14 protein-coding genes are annotated in these 16,999 nt (G+C 38.4%); 10 read left to right on the top strand and 4 right to left on the bottom strand.

The features are described 5' to 3' along the window. Nucleotides 1–26 precede the first annotated feature (26 nt). From OD355_RS04945 to OD355_RS04930, 4 genes are all read left to right on the top strand, one after another. A complete protein-coding gene (locus tag OD355_RS04945; protein WP_263037350.1) occupies nt 27–1,790 on the top strand; it encodes a RagB/SusD family nutrient uptake outer membrane protein in 1,764 nt (587 codons plus the stop codon). A 93-nt stretch (nt 1,791–1,883) separates the two neighbouring features. Then, a complete protein-coding gene (locus OD355_RS04940; RefSeq protein WP_263037349.1) occupies nt 1,884–2,765 on the top strand; it encodes an endonuclease/exonuclease/phosphatase family protein in 882 nt (293 codons plus the stop codon). Between the two features lie 12 nt (nt 2,766–2,777). Further along, nucleotides 2,778–4,406 carry a hypothetical protein gene (locus OD355_RS04935; RefSeq protein ID WP_263037348.1) on the top strand — a complete coding sequence of 543 codons (1,629 nt, stop codon included), beginning with the start codon at nt 2,778–2,780 and terminating at the stop codon, nt 4,404–4,406. A gap of 77 nt (nt 4,407–4,483) precedes the next feature. Then, nucleotides 4,484–5,275: an endonuclease/exonuclease/phosphatase family protein gene (locus OD355_RS04930; RefSeq protein WP_263037347.1), complete on the top strand. Its 792-nt coding sequence runs from the start codon at nt 4,484–4,486 to the stop codon at nt 5,273–5,275. Between the two features lie 31 nt (nt 5,276–5,306). Here the strand turns inward: OD355_RS04930 and OD355_RS04925 are convergent, their stop codons facing one another. Further along, on the bottom strand, nt 5,307–5,846 hold the full coding sequence (locus tag OD355_RS04925) for an RNA polymerase sigma factor (RefSeq protein WP_263037346.1): 540 nt from the start codon (nt 5,844–5,846) through the stop codon (nt 5,307–5,309). A gap of 275 nt (nt 5,847–6,121) precedes the next feature. Between OD355_RS04925 and OD355_RS04920 the strand changes: the two genes are divergently transcribed. Further along, nucleotides 6,122–7,543 (top strand): Gfo/Idh/MocA family oxidoreductase, encoded by a 1,422-nt coding sequence (locus tag OD355_RS04920; protein WP_263037345.1) that lies wholly within the window; start codon nt 6,122–6,124, stop codon nt 7,541–7,543. Nucleotides 7,544–8,179: 636 nt separating this feature from the next. Further along, nucleotides 8,180–9,526 carry a 3-keto-disaccharide hydrolase gene (locus OD355_RS04915; protein WP_263037344.1) on the top strand — a complete coding sequence of 449 codons (1,347 nt, stop codon included), beginning with the start codon at nt 8,180–8,182 and terminating at the stop codon, nt 9,524–9,526. A 24-nt stretch (nt 9,527–9,550) separates the two neighbouring features. Here the strand turns inward: OD355_RS04915 and xerA are convergent, their stop codons facing one another. Next, on the bottom strand, nt 9,551–10,387 hold the full coding sequence (xerA, locus tag OD355_RS04910) for a site-specific tyrosine recombinase/integron integrase (protein ID WP_263037343.1): 837 nt from the start codon (nt 10,385–10,387) through the stop codon (nt 9,551–9,553). A gap of 157 nt (nt 10,388–10,544) precedes the next feature. Between xerA and OD355_RS04905 the strand changes: the two genes are divergently transcribed. From OD355_RS04905 to OD355_RS04890, 4 genes are all read left to right on the top strand, one after another. Next, nucleotides 10,545–11,993, top strand: a complete 1,449-nt coding sequence (locus tag OD355_RS04905) for an AbiJ-related protein (RefSeq protein WP_263037342.1) — start codon at nt 10,545–10,547, stop codon at nt 11,991–11,993. 170 nt (nt 11,994–12,163) lie between these two features. After that, nucleotides 12,164–13,849 carry an ATP-dependent nuclease gene (locus OD355_RS04900; protein ID WP_263037341.1) on the top strand — a complete coding sequence of 562 codons (1,686 nt, stop codon included), beginning with the start codon at nt 12,164–12,166 and terminating at the stop codon, nt 13,847–13,849. Nucleotides 13,850–14,025: 176 nt separating this feature from the next. Then, nucleotides 14,026–14,343: a hypothetical protein gene (locus tag OD355_RS04895; RefSeq protein ID WP_263037340.1), complete on the top strand. Its 318-nt coding sequence runs from the start codon at nt 14,026–14,028 to the stop codon at nt 14,341–14,343. Between the two features lie 2 nt (nt 14,344–14,345). After that, nucleotides 14,346–14,783, top strand: a complete 438-nt coding sequence (locus OD355_RS04890; RefSeq protein WP_263037339.1) for a hypothetical protein — start codon at nt 14,346–14,348, stop codon at nt 14,781–14,783. 166 nt (nt 14,784–14,949) lie between these two features. Here OD355_RS04890 and OD355_RS04885 read toward each other — a convergent pair whose 3' ends face one another. After that, a complete protein-coding gene (locus OD355_RS04885; protein WP_263037338.1) occupies nt 14,950–15,879 on the bottom strand; it encodes a YeiH family protein in 930 nt (309 codons plus the stop codon). Between the two features lie 65 nt (nt 15,880–15,944). After that, nucleotides 15,945–16,826, bottom strand: coding sequence for a LysR family transcriptional regulator (locus OD355_RS04880; protein ID WP_263037337.1), 882 nt, complete (start codon nt 16,824–16,826; stop codon nt 15,945–15,947). Nucleotides 16,827–16,999: the final 173 nt, after the last annotated feature.

Here is a 16,999-nt window from a genome sequence, read left to right as displayed (position 1 = left end):
ATTATACACACATGAAATATTAACACATGAATAGAAAATCTTTTAAATATACCACTCTGTTGTTGCTCATAGTGGCAGCATCATGCAACAAAGACTTACTGGAGCAATATCCAACAGCATCTTTTTCGCCACAAACATTTTTTAAAACAGAGAATGATCTGAGATCCTATACAAACTCTTTTTATGAAAATTTGCCATCTGCAACTTATATCTATGGTGAAGATTACGATAACGTGGTTAAATCATCTGTAAGCGGCGAAATCAGCGGCATAAGAAATATCCCTACTACGGATGCAACAAGATGGAACTGGCAACCGCTAAGGAATATCAACTTCTTTTTAAACAGTAGTAATGTAAAAAATTTCCCTAATGTAGACATTCGCAACAAATACATGGGATTGGCAAGATTCTTCAGAGCACTGTTTTATTTTGATAAAGTAAGGTGGTATGGCGATGTCCCTTGGTTTAGTACTGTTATAGAAACAAATGATGAAGCAAACCTTATGAAGGCAAGAGATCCGCGTACCCTGGTAATGGATTCTGTTTTGGCAGATCTTAATTTTGCTATTGACCATCTGGGCACTGCTAAAAGCTTAGAAAGAATTACGAAATGGACAGCATTAGCATTAAAATCAAGAGTAACTCTATACGAAGGAACCTGGCGCAAATATCATACAGAGTTTAACTTACAGGATGCTGATCGTTTTCTTAATGAATGTGTAAATGCATCATTCGAACTAATGAATTCCGGACAATACAGCTTATACACCGGAATTAACGGACCTACCGGCAAGCCATATACTGATCTATTCGCGAATATGACCTTAGAACCGGTTGCAACAGAAGTTATTTTGGGCCGCCGGTTTTCAAATGATTTAGGCTTGAGGCACAATCTCCAGTTTTACTTCACCTCAACTACACAGGGCAAACCCGGACTTGAAAAAAGATTGGTGAACAGTTACCTGATGGCAGACGGCTCAAGATTTACAGACATACCGGGATATGATACGCTTCAGTACTTTAAAGAAGTACAAAACAGAGACCCCAGGCTGGGACAAACAATAAAACTGCCCGGATATACGCGTATTGGAGCTACTACAATTTCACCGGTAAACTTTGCCTCAACAATGACAGGCTATCAACCTATCAAGTGGCTGAACGCCGCAACAATGGATTTAAGTAGCCAGTCTTATCAGGATCTTTTGCTATTCAGGTACGGAGAAGTTCTGCTCAATTATGCTGAAGCCAAGGCAGAGCTGGGAACATTGACACAGGAAGATATTGACCGTTCCATAAAACTACTCAGAGGCAGAGTAGGGATGCCAAACCTTTCCCTGGCAGACGCCAATGCAAATCCGGATCCCTACCAGTCAGGTATGTATAAAAACGTAAGCGGTACAAATAAAGGTGTGATTCTTGAAATCCGTCGCGAACGGCGTATTGAACTGGTCATGGAAAACAATAACCGCTGGGACGATTTGATGCGCTGGAAAGAAGGACACCTTCTTGCCACGCCATTCAAAGGTATGTATTTCCCGAGTGCAGGCAGATTTGATCTTGATAATAACGGCACATTTGAAATTGAGATTTATACCGGCAATAAACCACCTGCTGCCGGAATCTATCAGATGCCCGTAAGTGAGCTGGACCAAGAAACAAAAGGCAATATTATTACCAATAGAAACATCATTAAAACTTTCCGGGAAGATCGTGATTACCTGTTCCCGCTACCACTGGAAGATTTGCGGTTGAATCCAAATCTCACACAAAATCCGGGTTGGAAACAGTAAATATTTTAAAGAATAAATGCAATAATTATATATATAAGAATGCTATATCACTTCTTGACAACTTAGAACCATTTAAACAATAAAAATATACCGATGAATAAAATATTTATACCAGCGGCCGCAGTCTTATTATTTATAATAGCGTGCAATAAACAGCCTTATATGCCTGAAGGCCCGGCAACATATATAGAATTACCAAACGAAAACGCATCTTCCATAGGAGGCAATAATGATGGTCAAGAGCTGTTGTCTGCTTTAAAAATAATGACATATAATATTCATATCAGCAACCCTCCTTCCAAGCCGGGTGAAGTAGACACCTTGGCCATTGCAGAAGCTATAAAACGGGGCAATCCTGACATTGTTTTTTTGCAGGAAGTGGATAAGGGCACAGGCAGAAATGGTTATAAAGGGGATATGGCTTTAACGCTTGGCAAGCTGACAAACATGAATGCTGTTTTCTACTCCGCAAAGGCTCAAAACAGCGGGTTTTATGGTGTGGCTATGCTCAGCAAATATCCGTTAAAAAATATCCGGAAATATAATCTCACTAAAGAAAGCGACGCTACCGAACAGCGTGTATTAGGAACTGCTATTGTAGACCTTCCGGGAGTAGACTCTGTTTTAGCTGCTGTTACTCATTTGCAGCACAACAGCTCTACCAATCGTTTACAACAAATAAAAGATATTGTAGCTCATCTTGGCTCTCAAAGTTACAGGGTAGTATTGGGCGGCGATTTCAATGAAACGGAAACGGCCAATGAATTTTACAACATTTTTGACGCAGCCTTCACCCGCACCTGTAAAGGAGGAGCGTGCCCGCGTACTTTCAGCGCGCAAAATCCGCAGTCAGTAATAGATATACTGGCATATAAACCAACAGCAGCCTTTACTGTAAATTCACACATTACCATACCTGAATTTTATGCATCAGACCATCTTCCGGTTGTGGCAGAATTAAAAATTAACAGATAAAATTTAAGCAATATGAATACCAGATTTATAAATATTTTCAGCATCCTTACTTTGTTGTTTCTCCTGGCAAGCTGCAAAAAAACTGAATGGATAGAATATAGTGGCAGTGGCCCCCAAATTAATATTTCAAAAGAATATGAGAATATTAAAGGTATAAATGTTGGCGATGAGGTCACCATTCCCGTTAGCCTTCTTTCAGAAGCAGGCATAAAGCGTTTTTCCTATTTTTTTATTACTCAGACCGCCAATGGTACAAGATCAGAAACGCCGGTGAATGTAGACTTTACAAACTTTCCTACATCTGTACAACAGGAAATTGTATTTAAAATTGCACCTTCTATGCTGGAACTGGTGATTGTTTCTTTCGATAAAAACAACTACAGCTCAGAGGTTCATATTACCATGGCTGAGATCAGGGAACTACCTGTACTTTCATTTAAAGACGGCATTAAATACCAGGCAACTGTTTTCGAGAATAAAAAACTGCTCATCAATGGAAATATTACCTCAAAATACGATCTGGCATCTATATCTTATAAAACACTTAAAGATGGTGTTGTATCCCAGGAAACACCCATTGCTTTTAGCGATAAAAAAAGCACATCATTCTCAACAAATGTATTGGTATCAAAGAGTTTAACAGCCATCATCTTATCAGCAAAAAATATTTATGGTGGTACTGTAGTAGATACTTTTAAAATAGGAGCGGTAGTAGATGATGCTATCAGCATCACCCTTACAGGCAACATTACCAGTATAGCTAATTTATATGTTGATAGCACAAACAAGATATCAGGCAATATTTCTTCCGGATCTGATATAAGCAGCCTTTCTTATGCCATAAAACAAAACGGAACTTATACAGCCGAACAAAACCTGCAGCCAGGCACACCTCCAGATGATTTTAAATTTGAGATAAATTATACAGGAGCTTTAGAGATTCAGGCTATAAGAATTTCAGCAACTAACCAGGGAGGCAAAATGCAGGTGATTGAACTACCTGTGCTCAAGGTAAACAGGAGGCTCCTAAGATTTAGAGATATTGTACTTACAACAGAGATTGGCCCCGGCAAAAACAACTGGTTCTCTGCATATAAATCGCCACATGTATTTGATGTGACCAACGCTGCTGCAGCGCAGGATATGATAGACTTTGGCTCCATCATTTACAACAATGCTTTCAGATTTGTGCCTCCTTACATATTTACCGCAGGGGCTGCTTATAAAACAGCTGTAGCTCCTTATATGGCAGGATTTACAAAAGCTACTTATACAATGGTAACAGCAAACAGAAGAAGTGTAACGCCCGCTGCTTTAGATACTCTGATCTGGGACAGCAACTTGGATAATTATATTAATGTCAATATTAAAGGACCTGCTCCGATTGGAGAAAATTACAACATTACTACAACCAACCGGCGAATAAGCGGAGACCCTGTAATAGGAACAGGCTTCATATTCGGATGGGGCAGCTGGGACGTTGCAACAGGCGCAGTCAACAATCAGGCATTCGGATTAGCATTGGTTAAGGCTTATACAAATGCCGGCTCCGAAAAAGGCACTGTAGTACTGGATATAGTTGTTCCTGCAGAAGATATGCGCACTAAATTCAATCCGGTTTCTTTATTTAATTATCCATAATACAGACAAATAAAACTTCTGCAGTGACCAAGTAAGTACAAAAGCTGCTGTAGAAGTTTTCTAATAAATTCATAAAAATGAAAAAATTACTTATTGTAGGATCAATCTTTTTCTTTTCAGCATGTTATGTTCAAAACAATCCATCACACAAAACAATTGTACGTGTACTTACCTATAATATTCATCACGCTAATCCGCCGTCTGAAGACAAGTCTATTATAAAGCTTGACGCCATTGCTAAAGTAATTAGAAACTCAAAAGCTGATATTGTTGCCATTCAGGAATTAGATAGCGTAACTATCAGATCAGGAAAAGTATTTCAACTGCAAGAGCTGGCAAAACTTCTCCATATGTATTACTATTTTGGCAAAGCCATTTCTTTCGAAGGTGGCGCCTATGGCGTAGGCATTTTATCTAAGTACAAACTTACAGATACAACTACAACGTCATTACCCAAGCTTGAAAGCATAAGGAGTGAGGACCGTGTACTTGCGATGGCAAAAGTACACTTGCCGAACAAAAAATATATCTGGTTCGGGTCTACCCATCTTGATGTAAACAATGAAAAAAACCGTATAATGCAGATAGAAAAAATATTAGAAACGGTTCAACATAAAACTCCGATAATAATAGCAGGCGATTTTAATGCGGTGAGCAACAGCGCTTCTGTAAGCAAATTAAAAACTTTTTTTACGGATGCAAGCAACAGGCATGAGCCAACTATCCCCAACATAAAACCTAACAGGAAAATAGATTTTATTTTTTATTCTAACAAAAACACTTTTTCATTAGTCAACGAAAAGGTAATGACCGAAGCAACCTACGAGTCCGATCATTTACCATATTGGGCAGATCTTGAAATAAAATAATGCACAATAGGAATTATACAAATTGTTATTATTATAAAAATATCGCTCCTTTGAATCGAAGTTTTTTGCGCAATTGCTTTAAAGCTTTCAGCAGTTGATTATCTATTGTTTTAGGGGAAATAGATAGATGATCTGATATTTCTTTATAAGAATAACCCTGAATATATTTCAATCTGAAAATTTGCTGTCTGCTTTTTGGTAAAGATTCAATAGCCAGCTGAAGCGCGTCGCTCTCTTCATAGGAATTGTGCGGAGAGTAACACTGATGATGTTGTATTGTAGCAATATCTGTCTTATACAAGTTTCTTTCGCGTGCCTGCTTTCGTAAATGGTCAATGAAAATAAGTCTTGCTTTTTGAAAAAGCTGTTGTTCTGTACTCAAGCGGATGTCAACAGAAGATCTATATTCCCATAATTTTATAAAGGTTAGCTGTGTAAGTTCTTTGGCAGCTTCTTCATCTTTGGTTTTTGATAAAAAATAGAAATAAACTTTGCTTTTCCATTTCTGATAAATAGTTTTGAATGCCGTACAACTACCCTCTTTTAAATTATGTAAAGTTTCTACGTCCATTACAATATTTGTTTTACGTGATATCGAAACAAAAATAAGGAGTCTATCAAATGTATAATATTAAGTTTACATTAACAACATTTTTCTTTAGCTGATAAATAAAAGCAATGTGGTTTTTACGCGAATTTATCCTGCTCAAAGTAAGAGAAATGTACCTGGTACGATATCCGTATAAGACGATGTATTTTTAGGGAAAAATATTGACTCACATAGCTGGCATTAGGAAAAAGAACTAAATTTGATTTATCTACCCTTTTAATGAAAATAATTTAATCATGCCAGGCAGAAGAAACTTTTTAAAAACGGCAGCCGTAGCTTCAACCGGAATTGCCCTTACAGGTCTGCGGAACACCTCCACAGCAGCAGGTTATAACAGGATAAAAAATGCAGGCAGGAAAATTAACCTGGCTTGCGTAGGCATCGGCAACCGCGGTGCAGACATCATCAGCGAGCTGTACAAAACAGGCCTTGCGAACATTGTAGCCCTCTGCGATGCAGACTTAGGCGCTGCACATACACAAAAAATGCTGGATGCATTTCCCGGCGCTAAAAGATTTAAAGACTTCAGGGAAATGTTTGATAAGATGGGCAACCACGTGGAAGCCGTCTGTATAGGTACGCCGGACCACTCCCACTTTCCTATCTGCATGGATGCACTAAGAAGAGGTAAACATGTATACGTAGAAAAGCCCATGGCCAGGACTTTCCTGGAAGCCGAACTGCTGATCAAAGCCGCAAAGAAATACAATAAGGTGGTTACCCAGGTAGGCAACCAGGGACATTCCGAAGCAAACTATTTTCAGTTCAAAGCCTGGAAAGATGCAGGCATCATCAAAGATGTTACCGCTATTACCGCGCACATGAATGCTCCGCGTCGCTGGCACAACTGGGATGTGAACATAAAAAAATTTCCTGCCGCTGAACCTGTACCCGATACGCTTGACTGGGACGAATGGCTGGCAGCTATTCCTTATCACGACTACAACAAAGATTTTCACATGGGCCAGTGGCGCGCCTGGTACGATTTCGGCATGGGCGCGCTGGGCGATTGGGGCGCCCACATTCTGGATACAGCACACGAGTTTCTGCAACTGCAACTTCCCTACGAGATCAACCCGTTGAAGATCGAAGGGCACAATGATTATTTCTTTCCTAAAGCATCTACTATTTTATTCCGTTTTGCGGCAAGAGGCAAAATGCCGCCTGTAGATGTTACCTGGTATGATGGTGTAGATAATATACCTGAAGTGCCGGAAGGCTACGGCACATCTGCGCTTGACCCGAATATACCGCCCGCAGGCAACAACACCATTCAACCGGCCAAATTAAATCCAGGCAAAATTATTTACAGTAAAACGCTGACTTTCAAAGGTGGATCACACGGCAGTACCTTGTCCATTATCCCTGAAGAAAAAGCAAAAGCTATGGCTTCCAAGCTGCCGCGTGTGCCGGAAAGCACTTCTAACCATTTTGCGAATTTTTTGCTTGCCTGCAGTGGCCAGGAAAAAACGCGCTCTCCTTTTGAAATCCACGGGCCGCTAAGCCAGGTATTCTCCCTCGGTGTAATTGCACAACGCGTGAATAAAAAATTACAATTCAATACACATACACAACAGATCACCAATGATGCCTTTGCCAATGCACTACTGGCAGGACCTGTGCCAAGAAAGGGGTGGGAAGAGTTTTATAAAGTGTGATCAGGAAATAATAATTAAAGGAAACAGCTTCTTGCCTAAGGCGATCCAACGCTGCGATAATTACCTGCTATTGCCCCAGGACAGAAAATATAGCCCGCTTGCGGGCAAACTAAAATAAATACACATGAAATAACCATAAAGATTAGGAATCTATACCAACCGAGAATGATAATAAAGAATGAAGGTTTTGGTTATTCCGTGTGGCAAACAGTAAAAATTAAATATTAACACATGAAACGCTCATGATAATTTTTCGCGCACAGGTAAATGTATAATCAGCGTTCCATTCCACAAAAACATTAGCCGCAAAGCGGCGAACTTAAAATTATATGAATGAAATAACCATAAAGATTAGGAATCTACACCAACCGGGAATGATAATAAAGAATGAAGGTTTTGGTTATTCCGTGTGGCAAACAGAAAAAATTAAATATTAACACAAGAAATAACCATAATGATTACGAATCTTTACCAACCGAGAATGATAATAAAGAATGAAGGTTTTGGTTATTCTGTGTGGCAAACAGTAAAATTTAAATATTAACACATGAAATAGCCATAAGCAAAGTTGCATACCAACCGCGAATGAATAAAGGTTATTCCGTGCGACTATAAAGAAAAATAAAATATACACACATGAAGCATTATCTTTTGTTTACCCTGCTTTTGTCAATGTGCTGCTCTTTTGCTGCTGCACAAAAATGGACATACCTGTTCAATGGCAAAGACCTTACCGGATGGTCCAAACTCAATGGCTCTGCAACATACAAAGCAGCAAACGGTGAGATCACAGGCATTTCACAGGCAAATACACCCAACACTTTTCTGGCTACAGATAAAAAATACAAAGACTTTATTCTGGAATTTGAATTTATGGTAGATAAAGACCTCAACTCCGGTGTACAGTTCAGAAGCAATAGCCTGGCTGAATACAACAACGGCAGGGTACACGGCTACCAGTACGAGATAGACCCGTCGCCACGGGCATGGACAGGCGGCATTTACGATGAAGCGCGCAGGGGATGGCTGTACACTTTAACCGCAAACCCCGCGGCACAAAAGGCTTTCAAACAAAACGAATGGAACAAGGCTCGTATTGAAGCCATCGGCAATTTCATACGCACCTGGATAAATGATGTGCCCGCCGCTGACCTGCTGGACAATGTTACTTCAGAAGGATTTATAGCCTTGCAGGTGCATTCCATCGGCGATAAAAAAGATGAAGGAAAAACCATCCGCTGGAAAAATATTCGCATAGCAGATAAGGACCTGCATAAATACACCAGGAAGGGGAATAAGATACCGCAGGTGAATGCCATTGCCAACACGCTGTCGGCCAGGGAAAAATCCGAAGGCTGGCAACTGCTTTGGGACGGGAAAACCACAAACGGCTGGCGCGCAGCTAAACACACTTCTTTCCCGGAAAGAGGCTGGGTGATGGAACACAATGTTTTGAAGGTGCTCAAAAGCGGCGGCGGGGAATCTACCAACGGCGGCGACATTATCACCACAAAAAAATTTAAAAACTTTATACTGAAGGCAGACTTTAAAATAACCAAGGGCGCCAACAGCGGTATTAAATATTTTGTAGACCCGGAACTTAATAAAGGCGCGGGTTCTGCTATCGGCTGCGAATTCCAGATACTGGACGACCAGGTTCATCCGGATGCTAAGCTGGGCGTAAAAGGCAACAGGACTTTAGGCTCATTGTACGACCTGATACCGGCAAAAGAAAATAAACCATTCCGCAGCGGCTTCTTTAATACCGCCATGATCGTAGTAAAAGGCAACCATGTAGAGCACTGGCTCAATGATGTAAAAATTGTTGAGTACGAGCGTAACAACCAGATGTGGAACGCGCTGGTAAACTACAGCAAATACAAAGACTGGCCCGATTTCGGCAATGCCGCGGAAGGACAAATTTTATTACAAGATCATGGCGATGAGGTCTGGTTTCAGAACATTAAGATTAAGGAGTTGTAGGGCGAGGCAAAGTGAGGTTTTTGTCTATAAAAAATCAAAAGGGGTTTTTATTTTTGATTTAAATATGTCAGTAACTTTTGTATATTTTTCTGTAGTTTTTATTGAATTATGTCCAAGCAGTTCCTGGATAAGCCGGATGTCGGTACCGTTTTCTAGCAGATGAGTAGCGAAACTATGTCTCAGCATATGAGGCGTTACGCGCACCGGAATGCCCGCTTTTATAGCAGCCTCACTTACTACCTTTTGAATACTTTTTGCAGAATACTGGCTGCCGGCGTTGCCTTCGAACAGCCATTGCTCCGGTTGATACACTTTATAATACTCCCGCAGCAGAATCAATAATTTATCAGACAAGATTACCAGGCGCTCTTTGTTACCTTTTGCCTGATTGATCCGGATGCATTTGTTTGCCGAATGAATATCTGATAGCTTTAGTTGAATAACCTCAGACAAACGCATGCCGCTCGCGTAGAGTACAGAAATAATTGTTTTATGTTTCAGGTTTTGAGTAGATTGAATAATTTTGGAAACCTCCTTTGCAGACAGATATTTAGGCAGTTTATGCTCTTGTCTTTGCGGATAGAGAGGATACAGGTTGATTTTTTTGTCGAATACGGTCTGGTAAAATTTACCAGTAGCAAAGAGCATTTGTTTTTGATAGGAAGCGCTGATTTTTCTTTCGCTGACCAGCCAGTTGATGAATCTTTCTATCAGGTCAAAGGTGATATCCTCCGGCTTGTAGTTTTTAAAAACGGATAAAAAATAACTAACACATCCGGTGTAGGTCTTGATGCTGTTATTACTATATCTTTGTGTGATCAGTATATTTTTAAAACGATGAAGGAGTTGATCCCGATCCATAAGTTCGTTTATCTGATTTACTAAATGATGTAAACTCACTTCAATCCCCACAACATCAATCAATTATAAAGTTAATGAAGATTTGATAAACGAACTATATAATTAATAAATAAACGAACTGCGTATATTTGGATGTTAGCACTCATTTTAGGACGACATGCAAAAAGAATTACTTAAGTGGTTAAAAGACGTTGGAGAACTTGATTCTGCACGACTTATTTCTGAGTGTAGTGTTGACTTATTATATGTTGACACTCTTTTCGAAATGAGTAGCGACAGGATGACTGACTTAATGGATGCCCAAATCGGAATACCGGGAAAATACTATTTGAAACTCCAGCTCGATTTTCAAAAAGAAATTAAAATAATAGAAACACAACTAATGGAAGTTGCTACTGCTTTGGGTATGCATATCCGAAGTATTTCGTGGAATCCCAAAATTGACACTGACAAAGAAGTCCAAATGAAAATATCAATAATTGTCCGTCAAGCAATCTTTGACGAAATTACATTAAATAAAATTTCATGGTCTGGCAGACTTGAAGAACCTGATTTTTTAAATAGAATTTTTGATTTGTCGAAAATGCCGTCATTCGATTCAAGATTTGACAATGCATATGATGATATTCATAAGCACAGAATTATGAATTATGATTGGGAAGATGATTGGGTCTTCACAGACAGACGATTTAACTTACTTCATTGCGAAGAAGAAATATTTTTGAAATTTCTATCCCTGACAATTAATCCAGTGTCAAGAACTGACGATGAAGGAGTAGGTCAATTAATTGAAATATATAATCGAAACCTTTCAGAAAGCGGAATTGAGTTTTATGAAAAATCCAAAATCGCAGGAAAGCCAATATATGGTTATCGTGAAATTGCAGCGGGAAACGCATCCACTTCAAGTGCTGACGCAAAACAAAGAAAAATTGCGTTAGTTGTTGGATGTAGTCAATATGAATTCGCTGGTCTTTTAGAAAACCCTTTGAACGATGCAGTAGCTATAAAACAGAATTTGGAATCATTAGGTTTTGACGTGATGTATGCAGAAAATCCAAACCTGAAAGATTTAAAAATTAAAATAGACGATTTCGGAACTGAGTTAGAAAAATATGATGTAGGACTATTTTATTTTGCGGGTCATGGCGTTCAAGTAAAAGGGTTAAACTATCTGATACCCGTTGATGCGAATCTAAAAAGTGAAAGAACGGTTGAATATGACTGTGTTCAAGTAGACCGAATATTGAGCCATATGGAAAACGCCAAAACATCTGTGAACTTGATTATTCTTGATGCTTGCCGTAACAATCCATTTGAACGTAGTTGGGGTAGAGATTTGTCGCAGAGAGGTTTTGCCGTTATGGACGCTCCAAAAGGTTCATTAATTGCCTACTCTACATCACCAGGTAAGACAGCATCAGACGGTGAAGGAAAAAACGGGTTATATACTGGCGAACTAATTGCAGAAATAAAATCAGTCAACTTGACAATTACTCAGTTGTTTCAAAAGGTGCGAAAAGCGGTAATGGAAAAGTCAAAAGACACGCAAGTACCATGGGAATCGACTTCATTGACAGCGGACTTCTATTTTAATCGAAAATAAAAACGAGTGCTAACACGGGTTTTGCGTCAGGCGGGGTGACGTGTCCCGATGCATCGGGATGCTTCTTTTCAAGTTCAGTGCTGGTTGACAGTTTTGTGCTCCGAAACCCGCCCGAACGCAAAGCCCGAAAACGTTACCTGCAACCCTAAGACGAATCAAAAAGATAAGAAATGATAGACAAAATAAAATTAAAATCAGGTTCATCACAAGGACAACCAAATCTTGAAATTGATTTGACACCTATTACTGTTTTTGTTGGGCCAAACAATTCAGGAAAAAGTAGAATACTTATCGAAATAGAAAAATATTCACGAAACACACATGGACAACCGAATGACTTAATACTTGACAATATTATTTTCACTTCCCTTACAAAGGATGAAATAGAAAGTGAAATTTCAAAAATTGAACAAACACCCAGATTAGGAGAAAATATTAATCCAGGGCATATTTTAATCGGCAAAGTTAATCCGCAAGACAACCAAGCAGCAAGATTTCAAGTTCACAAAGAAAGACTTGTGAATGAAGCTCAAAATCCCAATAACAGACAAGGATATTATCAGAATTTTCTAAACATATACACCTTGCGTCTTGATGGAACAAACAGGTTGAATCTTTTAAGGGAACAAGAAGCCGGAGACCTACAAACTACTCCTATTAATCATCTTGCACATCTATTTATAGATAATGCATTACGAAAAGAGTTGAGAAGAATTGTTTACGAAGCCTTCGGAAAATACTATGTGATAGACCCTACACATATTGGAAAATTAAGGGTAAGGCTATCGGACACTGAACCTGCAACAGAAAGAGAAGAAAAAGGCTGGGAGAACGAAGCAATTAATTTTCATAAAAAAGCATTGCTCATTCAAGATGCAAGCGATGGTGTAAAGGCATTCTCTGGTATTATGACAACTCTTCTTGCAGGTGACCCAAAAATCACATTAATAGATGAACCAGAAGCATTTTTACATCCAGCATTATCTAACAAACTTGGAAAAGAGATAGGACGTTCATTAAGAACATCAAAAAAGAGATTATTGGTTGCTACCCACAGTTCATCTTTTCTAATGGGTTGTATTCAATCAGGAGCACCACTCAACATTGTAAGGCTGACATACAAAAATGGCATTCCAACTTCACGTATTCTACCTAAAGACAAAATACTTCACTTAATGCGTCACCCATTGTTACGCTCAACAGGAGTATTAAACGGTTTGTTCTTTGAATCTGTAATCGTAACCGAAGCGGACTCTGATAGGGCATTTTATCAAGAAATAAACGAAAGGTTATTATCTGAAAATGACCCACGAGGAATAAATAATTGTCTATTTATCAATGCTCAGAATAAACAGACCGTTTGGGAAATTGTAAAACCATTACGAGAACTTGGCATTCCTACTGTTGGTATAGTTGATATTGATGTATTAAAAGAAGGCGGACAAGTATTTACAAAACTTCTTGACGGTTCTTTTATCCCGACATTAAATCAACAGCCATTTCATAACCAAAGAAAAAGTCTTTATGATACGTTAAATACCACTGGACAAAACTGGAAAATCGCAGGTGGAATTGATTTATTAAACGGTGAAGACAAAGAGGCTTGTTCAAACTTTTTTAACCAACTAGATGAATATGGCGTGTTTGTAATTAGACAAGGTGAGTTAGAGGGCTGGCTTAAACAGTTAAACGCAACTGGACATGGTTCAAATTGGTTAATTGACATTTTTGCAAAAATGGGCGATAATCCTGAAACTGCTGGTTACACAAAACCGACAGCAGGTGATGTATGGGACTTAATGGGTAAGGTTAAAAGCTGGATTGACAACACAAATAGAAAAGGAATACCTCAATGACAGAAGAAACGGCAGCTGGTAACAGCCGTTTGCCGCAATGGGGGTTGACGTGGTTAAATCAAGTGCAGTGCTACTATCAACATTTGTGCTTGGTTGACAGTGAAGTGCTCCGAAATCCCCCACTGCGGCAAGCGGCAAACCGTTATGCCCAATTTTAGAACTACATCATATCAATTATGAATAGAGGACGAATACAAGCGCAAGGTAATGGAACTGAAAAATCAGAACCGTGGGCTTTAAGTACTGACCATTTTAAACATATGGGTATTACGAGCGTTGATAATTTACAAGCTCAACTAACAAATCCTGAACTTGTTTTACGGACAAATGCTTTACAACAATGTAGGAATCGAATATTGTCAACACCAAGTTACGGTGTTTCTGCTCAAATGAAAAAGTCTTATTATGACGACTTTAGAAACAGAAAAATTAGAGTTGACATTGAAGTAAACGCAGGAGTGGCATTTATTGATAATCCTCAAAATGACAACTAATTATGGAGCAGAAACTATTATTTGACAAATATTCAGAGGACAAAAGAATTTATAATCTTAATCAGGGCTATTGGAAAAGAAAACTTCAATCTCGCTTGCAAATAAAGTTAACGAAGGAAACAGAAATTTTCAAAAACTCTGACGCACAAGGAAAGAAAATTTATGATGCCAATCCAATTTTCACTTTTGTAAACGACAGTAAAACTAAAGCTATACGTATTATACAGGATGACATCAAAATTATACAAACTTCATTGGAAGAAAATGAAAAGTATTTAATTTCTGCTTGGTTAGATGATATATATTACGATAATTATAGAATTCCTGAATTAGTAATTGCACTATTTCTTACAAAAGAAACCGTTGACAAGGCGATGAATTTAGTGTATTTATGGATAAATGAAGATTTGACAAATGAACGTATTGAAACAATATTGTAGAAAAAAAACTGGGCATAACAGTATTTCTATTAGCGGGGCTGAAGTTTACAACATGAAGATTTTCGCTAATTGTTCATTTTGATATTTACAAAAACCATTTATAATAATCCCCGCCAACAGAAATACCTAATCCGTTGTAGGCAAGTGCCGAGGAACACCACAAAAATCAAATAACTTCAAGGATAAGATAGAGTGATGTAACAGAAACAAAAATCCATAAGAAAATTCCGAGCAGAAAGGGTTTTAAACCAGTTTCTTTTATGTCTTTTATTGAAAGACTACTTCCAATCAATAAAAGCGTTACAACCAACAAACTTTTAGAAATCGACGTAATGGAATGGGTTAAAGTTTCAGGTAATTTGAAATAGGAGTTGATTAATATTGCCAAAATGAAAAGCAATATAAACCAAGGGATTTTTATCTTTCCACCTTTACTCTTAAAAAACACCATCGATAGTATGGACACAGGAATAATCCATAAAGCCCTTGCTAGTTTTACTGTAGTAGCAACTTGTAGTGCCTCTTGACCATATTCCATAGATGCCCCCACAACAGAACTCGTATCGTGAATGGCAACGGCTGCCCATAAACCAAATTGTTTTTGGCTTAAATGGAATAGATGACCAATTGGCGGAAAAACGAACAAAGCAATAGCATTCAGAAAAAACACCACGCCCAAAGCTATTGAAATAGGTTTAGGCTTCGCTTTTATGACAGACGAAACTGCGGCTATTGCACTACCTCCGCATATAGAAGTTCCCGAAGACACCATAACCCCCAGTTTTTTATCTAATTTAAAAAGTTTGGTCAATAAGAAACCTAAAATAATCGTTGAAAAAATGGTAAAAACGGTTAGCCCAAATCCTTCTTTGCCTGTTTGAAGCGTTTGTTTTATAAACATTCCAAATCCCAAACCAACAACGGAAATTTCCAGGAGCCAATGGATGAGTTTACTCTTTAACTTTTCAAAATGGTTTCCAAGAAATAAGGTCGTTAAAAAACCTCCAATCAAGGCTTCTGCACTATTCACAAAACCCAAGAACGCACAAACTGTAAGCAGTATGTAAACAGCGATAGCAATATTTTTCTTTGTCATAACGATTAATTTCCTGCAAAGGACAGTATAATCTTTACAACAACACCAAAGTGATTTCTTGTAGTCTATTCCTTTTGGTTATAGGTGTTTGAAAGAAGATTTTGGATTTTAGTGGTTAGTTTAGATTGGTATCCCTGGCGGGTAATGAAAAAAAGCCATCGTTTAATTTCCAATTCATCAACATCTATAATCCTAATTTGGCCCGATTTTAATTCTTGTTCAACTGAATGTATGGACAAAATCGAAAAAACATTAGAGTTTAATAAATAATTCTTAATGCTTTCTGTACTTCCAAGAACAGCGTGGTATTCCGATATACTCAGGTTATGTTTTTGCAAGGCGTTTTCTATCACTTCTCTCGTGCCTGAACCCACCTCGCGGCCAACAATTGGCAAATTTATAAACCCGGTTAAACTAATCGTGTCTGCATCTTCTTGGTTATACTTGGAAACAACCACCAATTCATCTTCTAGAAATTTACTGTATTGAAGTCGGGTATTGTGATTGTCGCCCTCAACAATGCCGAGGTTTATTTCTTTTTTCAGCACTGCCTGTTGGATATCAAAGGTGTTTCCGACTACTAAATTGATTTTTAATTCCGGATAATTCTTCTGAATTGCGATGAGCAGTTTAGGCAAAATATAATTAGCTATCGTTGTACTTGCTCCTATGCTAACTTCGTTGGAAAAAATCTTTTCGCCTAAAAACTCATCTTCTAATTCTTCATAAAGTTGAATGATTCGTTCGGCGTATTCTCGAAATAACACCCCTTCCTTGGTCAAATAAATAGAGTTAGCATTTCTTTCAAAAAAAGCTTTGCCATACATCTCCTCTAAGTTCTTAATACACTTAGAAACTGCAGGTTGTGAGATATGTAATTGCTTAGCAGCCAAACTAAAGCTTTGAGTTTGGGCAACTGCTTTAAAAATTTTCAATTTATAATTCATAATATTCGACCAAAACACAAATTTAGTAAATATAGTGATGCACCATTCTACAACAAGCGGTTTGAACGCAAGCAGGGGTGAATTGCACCGTTTGAACTTTTGTGCTATATTTGAACTTCGGTTCTCGCATCAACGGTAGAGCTAAAATTCCCTGCCTGCGTCAAGCTGCAGAA

This window comes from Haoranjiania flava, from assembly GCF_025631005.1.
In the GTDB taxonomy this organism is placed as follows: Bacteria; Bacteroidota; Bacteroidia; order Chitinophagales; family Chitinophagaceae; genus Haoranjiania; species Haoranjiania flava.
This window is presented reverse-complemented; position numbering and strand designations above follow the sequence as displayed.

Bases quoted from the DNA above. Each gene is read 5' to 3' on its own strand.
- OD355_RS04905 (WP_263037342.1), top strand. From the start codon at position 10,545: ATGCAAAAAGAATTACTTAAGTGGTTAAAAGACGTTGGAGAACTTGAT.
- OD355_RS04915 (WP_263037344.1), top strand. From the start codon at position 8,180: ATGAAGCATTATCTTTTGTTTACCCTGCTTTTGTCAATGTGCTGCTCT.
- OD355_RS04935 (WP_263037348.1), top strand. From the start codon at position 2,778: ATGAATACCAGATTTATAAATATTTTCAGCATCCTTACTTTGTTGTTT.
- OD355_RS04885 (WP_263037338.1), bottom strand. From the start codon at position 15,879: ATGACAAAGAAAAATATTGCTATCGCTGTTTACATACTGCTTACAGTT.
- OD355_RS04900 (WP_263037341.1), top strand. From the start codon at position 12,164: ATGATAGACAAAATAAAATTAAAATCAGGTTCATCACAAGGACAACCA.
- OD355_RS04890 (WP_263037339.1), top strand. From the start codon at position 14,346: ATGGAGCAGAAACTATTATTTGACAAATATTCAGAGGACAAAAGAATT.
- OD355_RS04895 (WP_263037340.1), top strand. From the start codon at position 14,026: ATGAATAGAGGACGAATACAAGCGCAAGGTAATGGAACTGAAAAATCA.
- OD355_RS04945 (WP_263037350.1), top strand. From the start codon at position 27: ATGAATAGAAAATCTTTTAAATATACCACTCTGTTGTTGCTCATAGTG.
- OD355_RS04880 (WP_263037337.1), bottom strand. From the start codon at position 16,826: ATGAATTATAAATTGAAAATTTTTAAAGCAGTTGCCCAAACTCAAAGC.
- OD355_RS04920 (WP_263037345.1), top strand. From the start codon at position 6,122: ATGCCAGGCAGAAGAAACTTTTTAAAAACGGCAGCCGTAGCTTCAACC.
- OD355_RS04940 (WP_263037349.1), top strand. From the start codon at position 1,884: ATGAATAAAATATTTATACCAGCGGCCGCAGTCTTATTATTTATAATA.
- xerA (WP_263037343.1), bottom strand. From the start codon at position 10,387: ATGGATCGGGATCAACTCCTTCATCGTTTTAAAAATATACTGATCACA.
- OD355_RS04930 (WP_263037347.1), top strand. From the start codon at position 4,484: ATGAAAAAATTACTTATTGTAGGATCAATCTTTTTCTTTTCAGCATGT.
- OD355_RS04925 (WP_263037346.1), bottom strand. From the start codon at position 5,846: ATGGACGTAGAAACTTTACATAATTTAAAAGAGGGTAGTTGTACGGCA.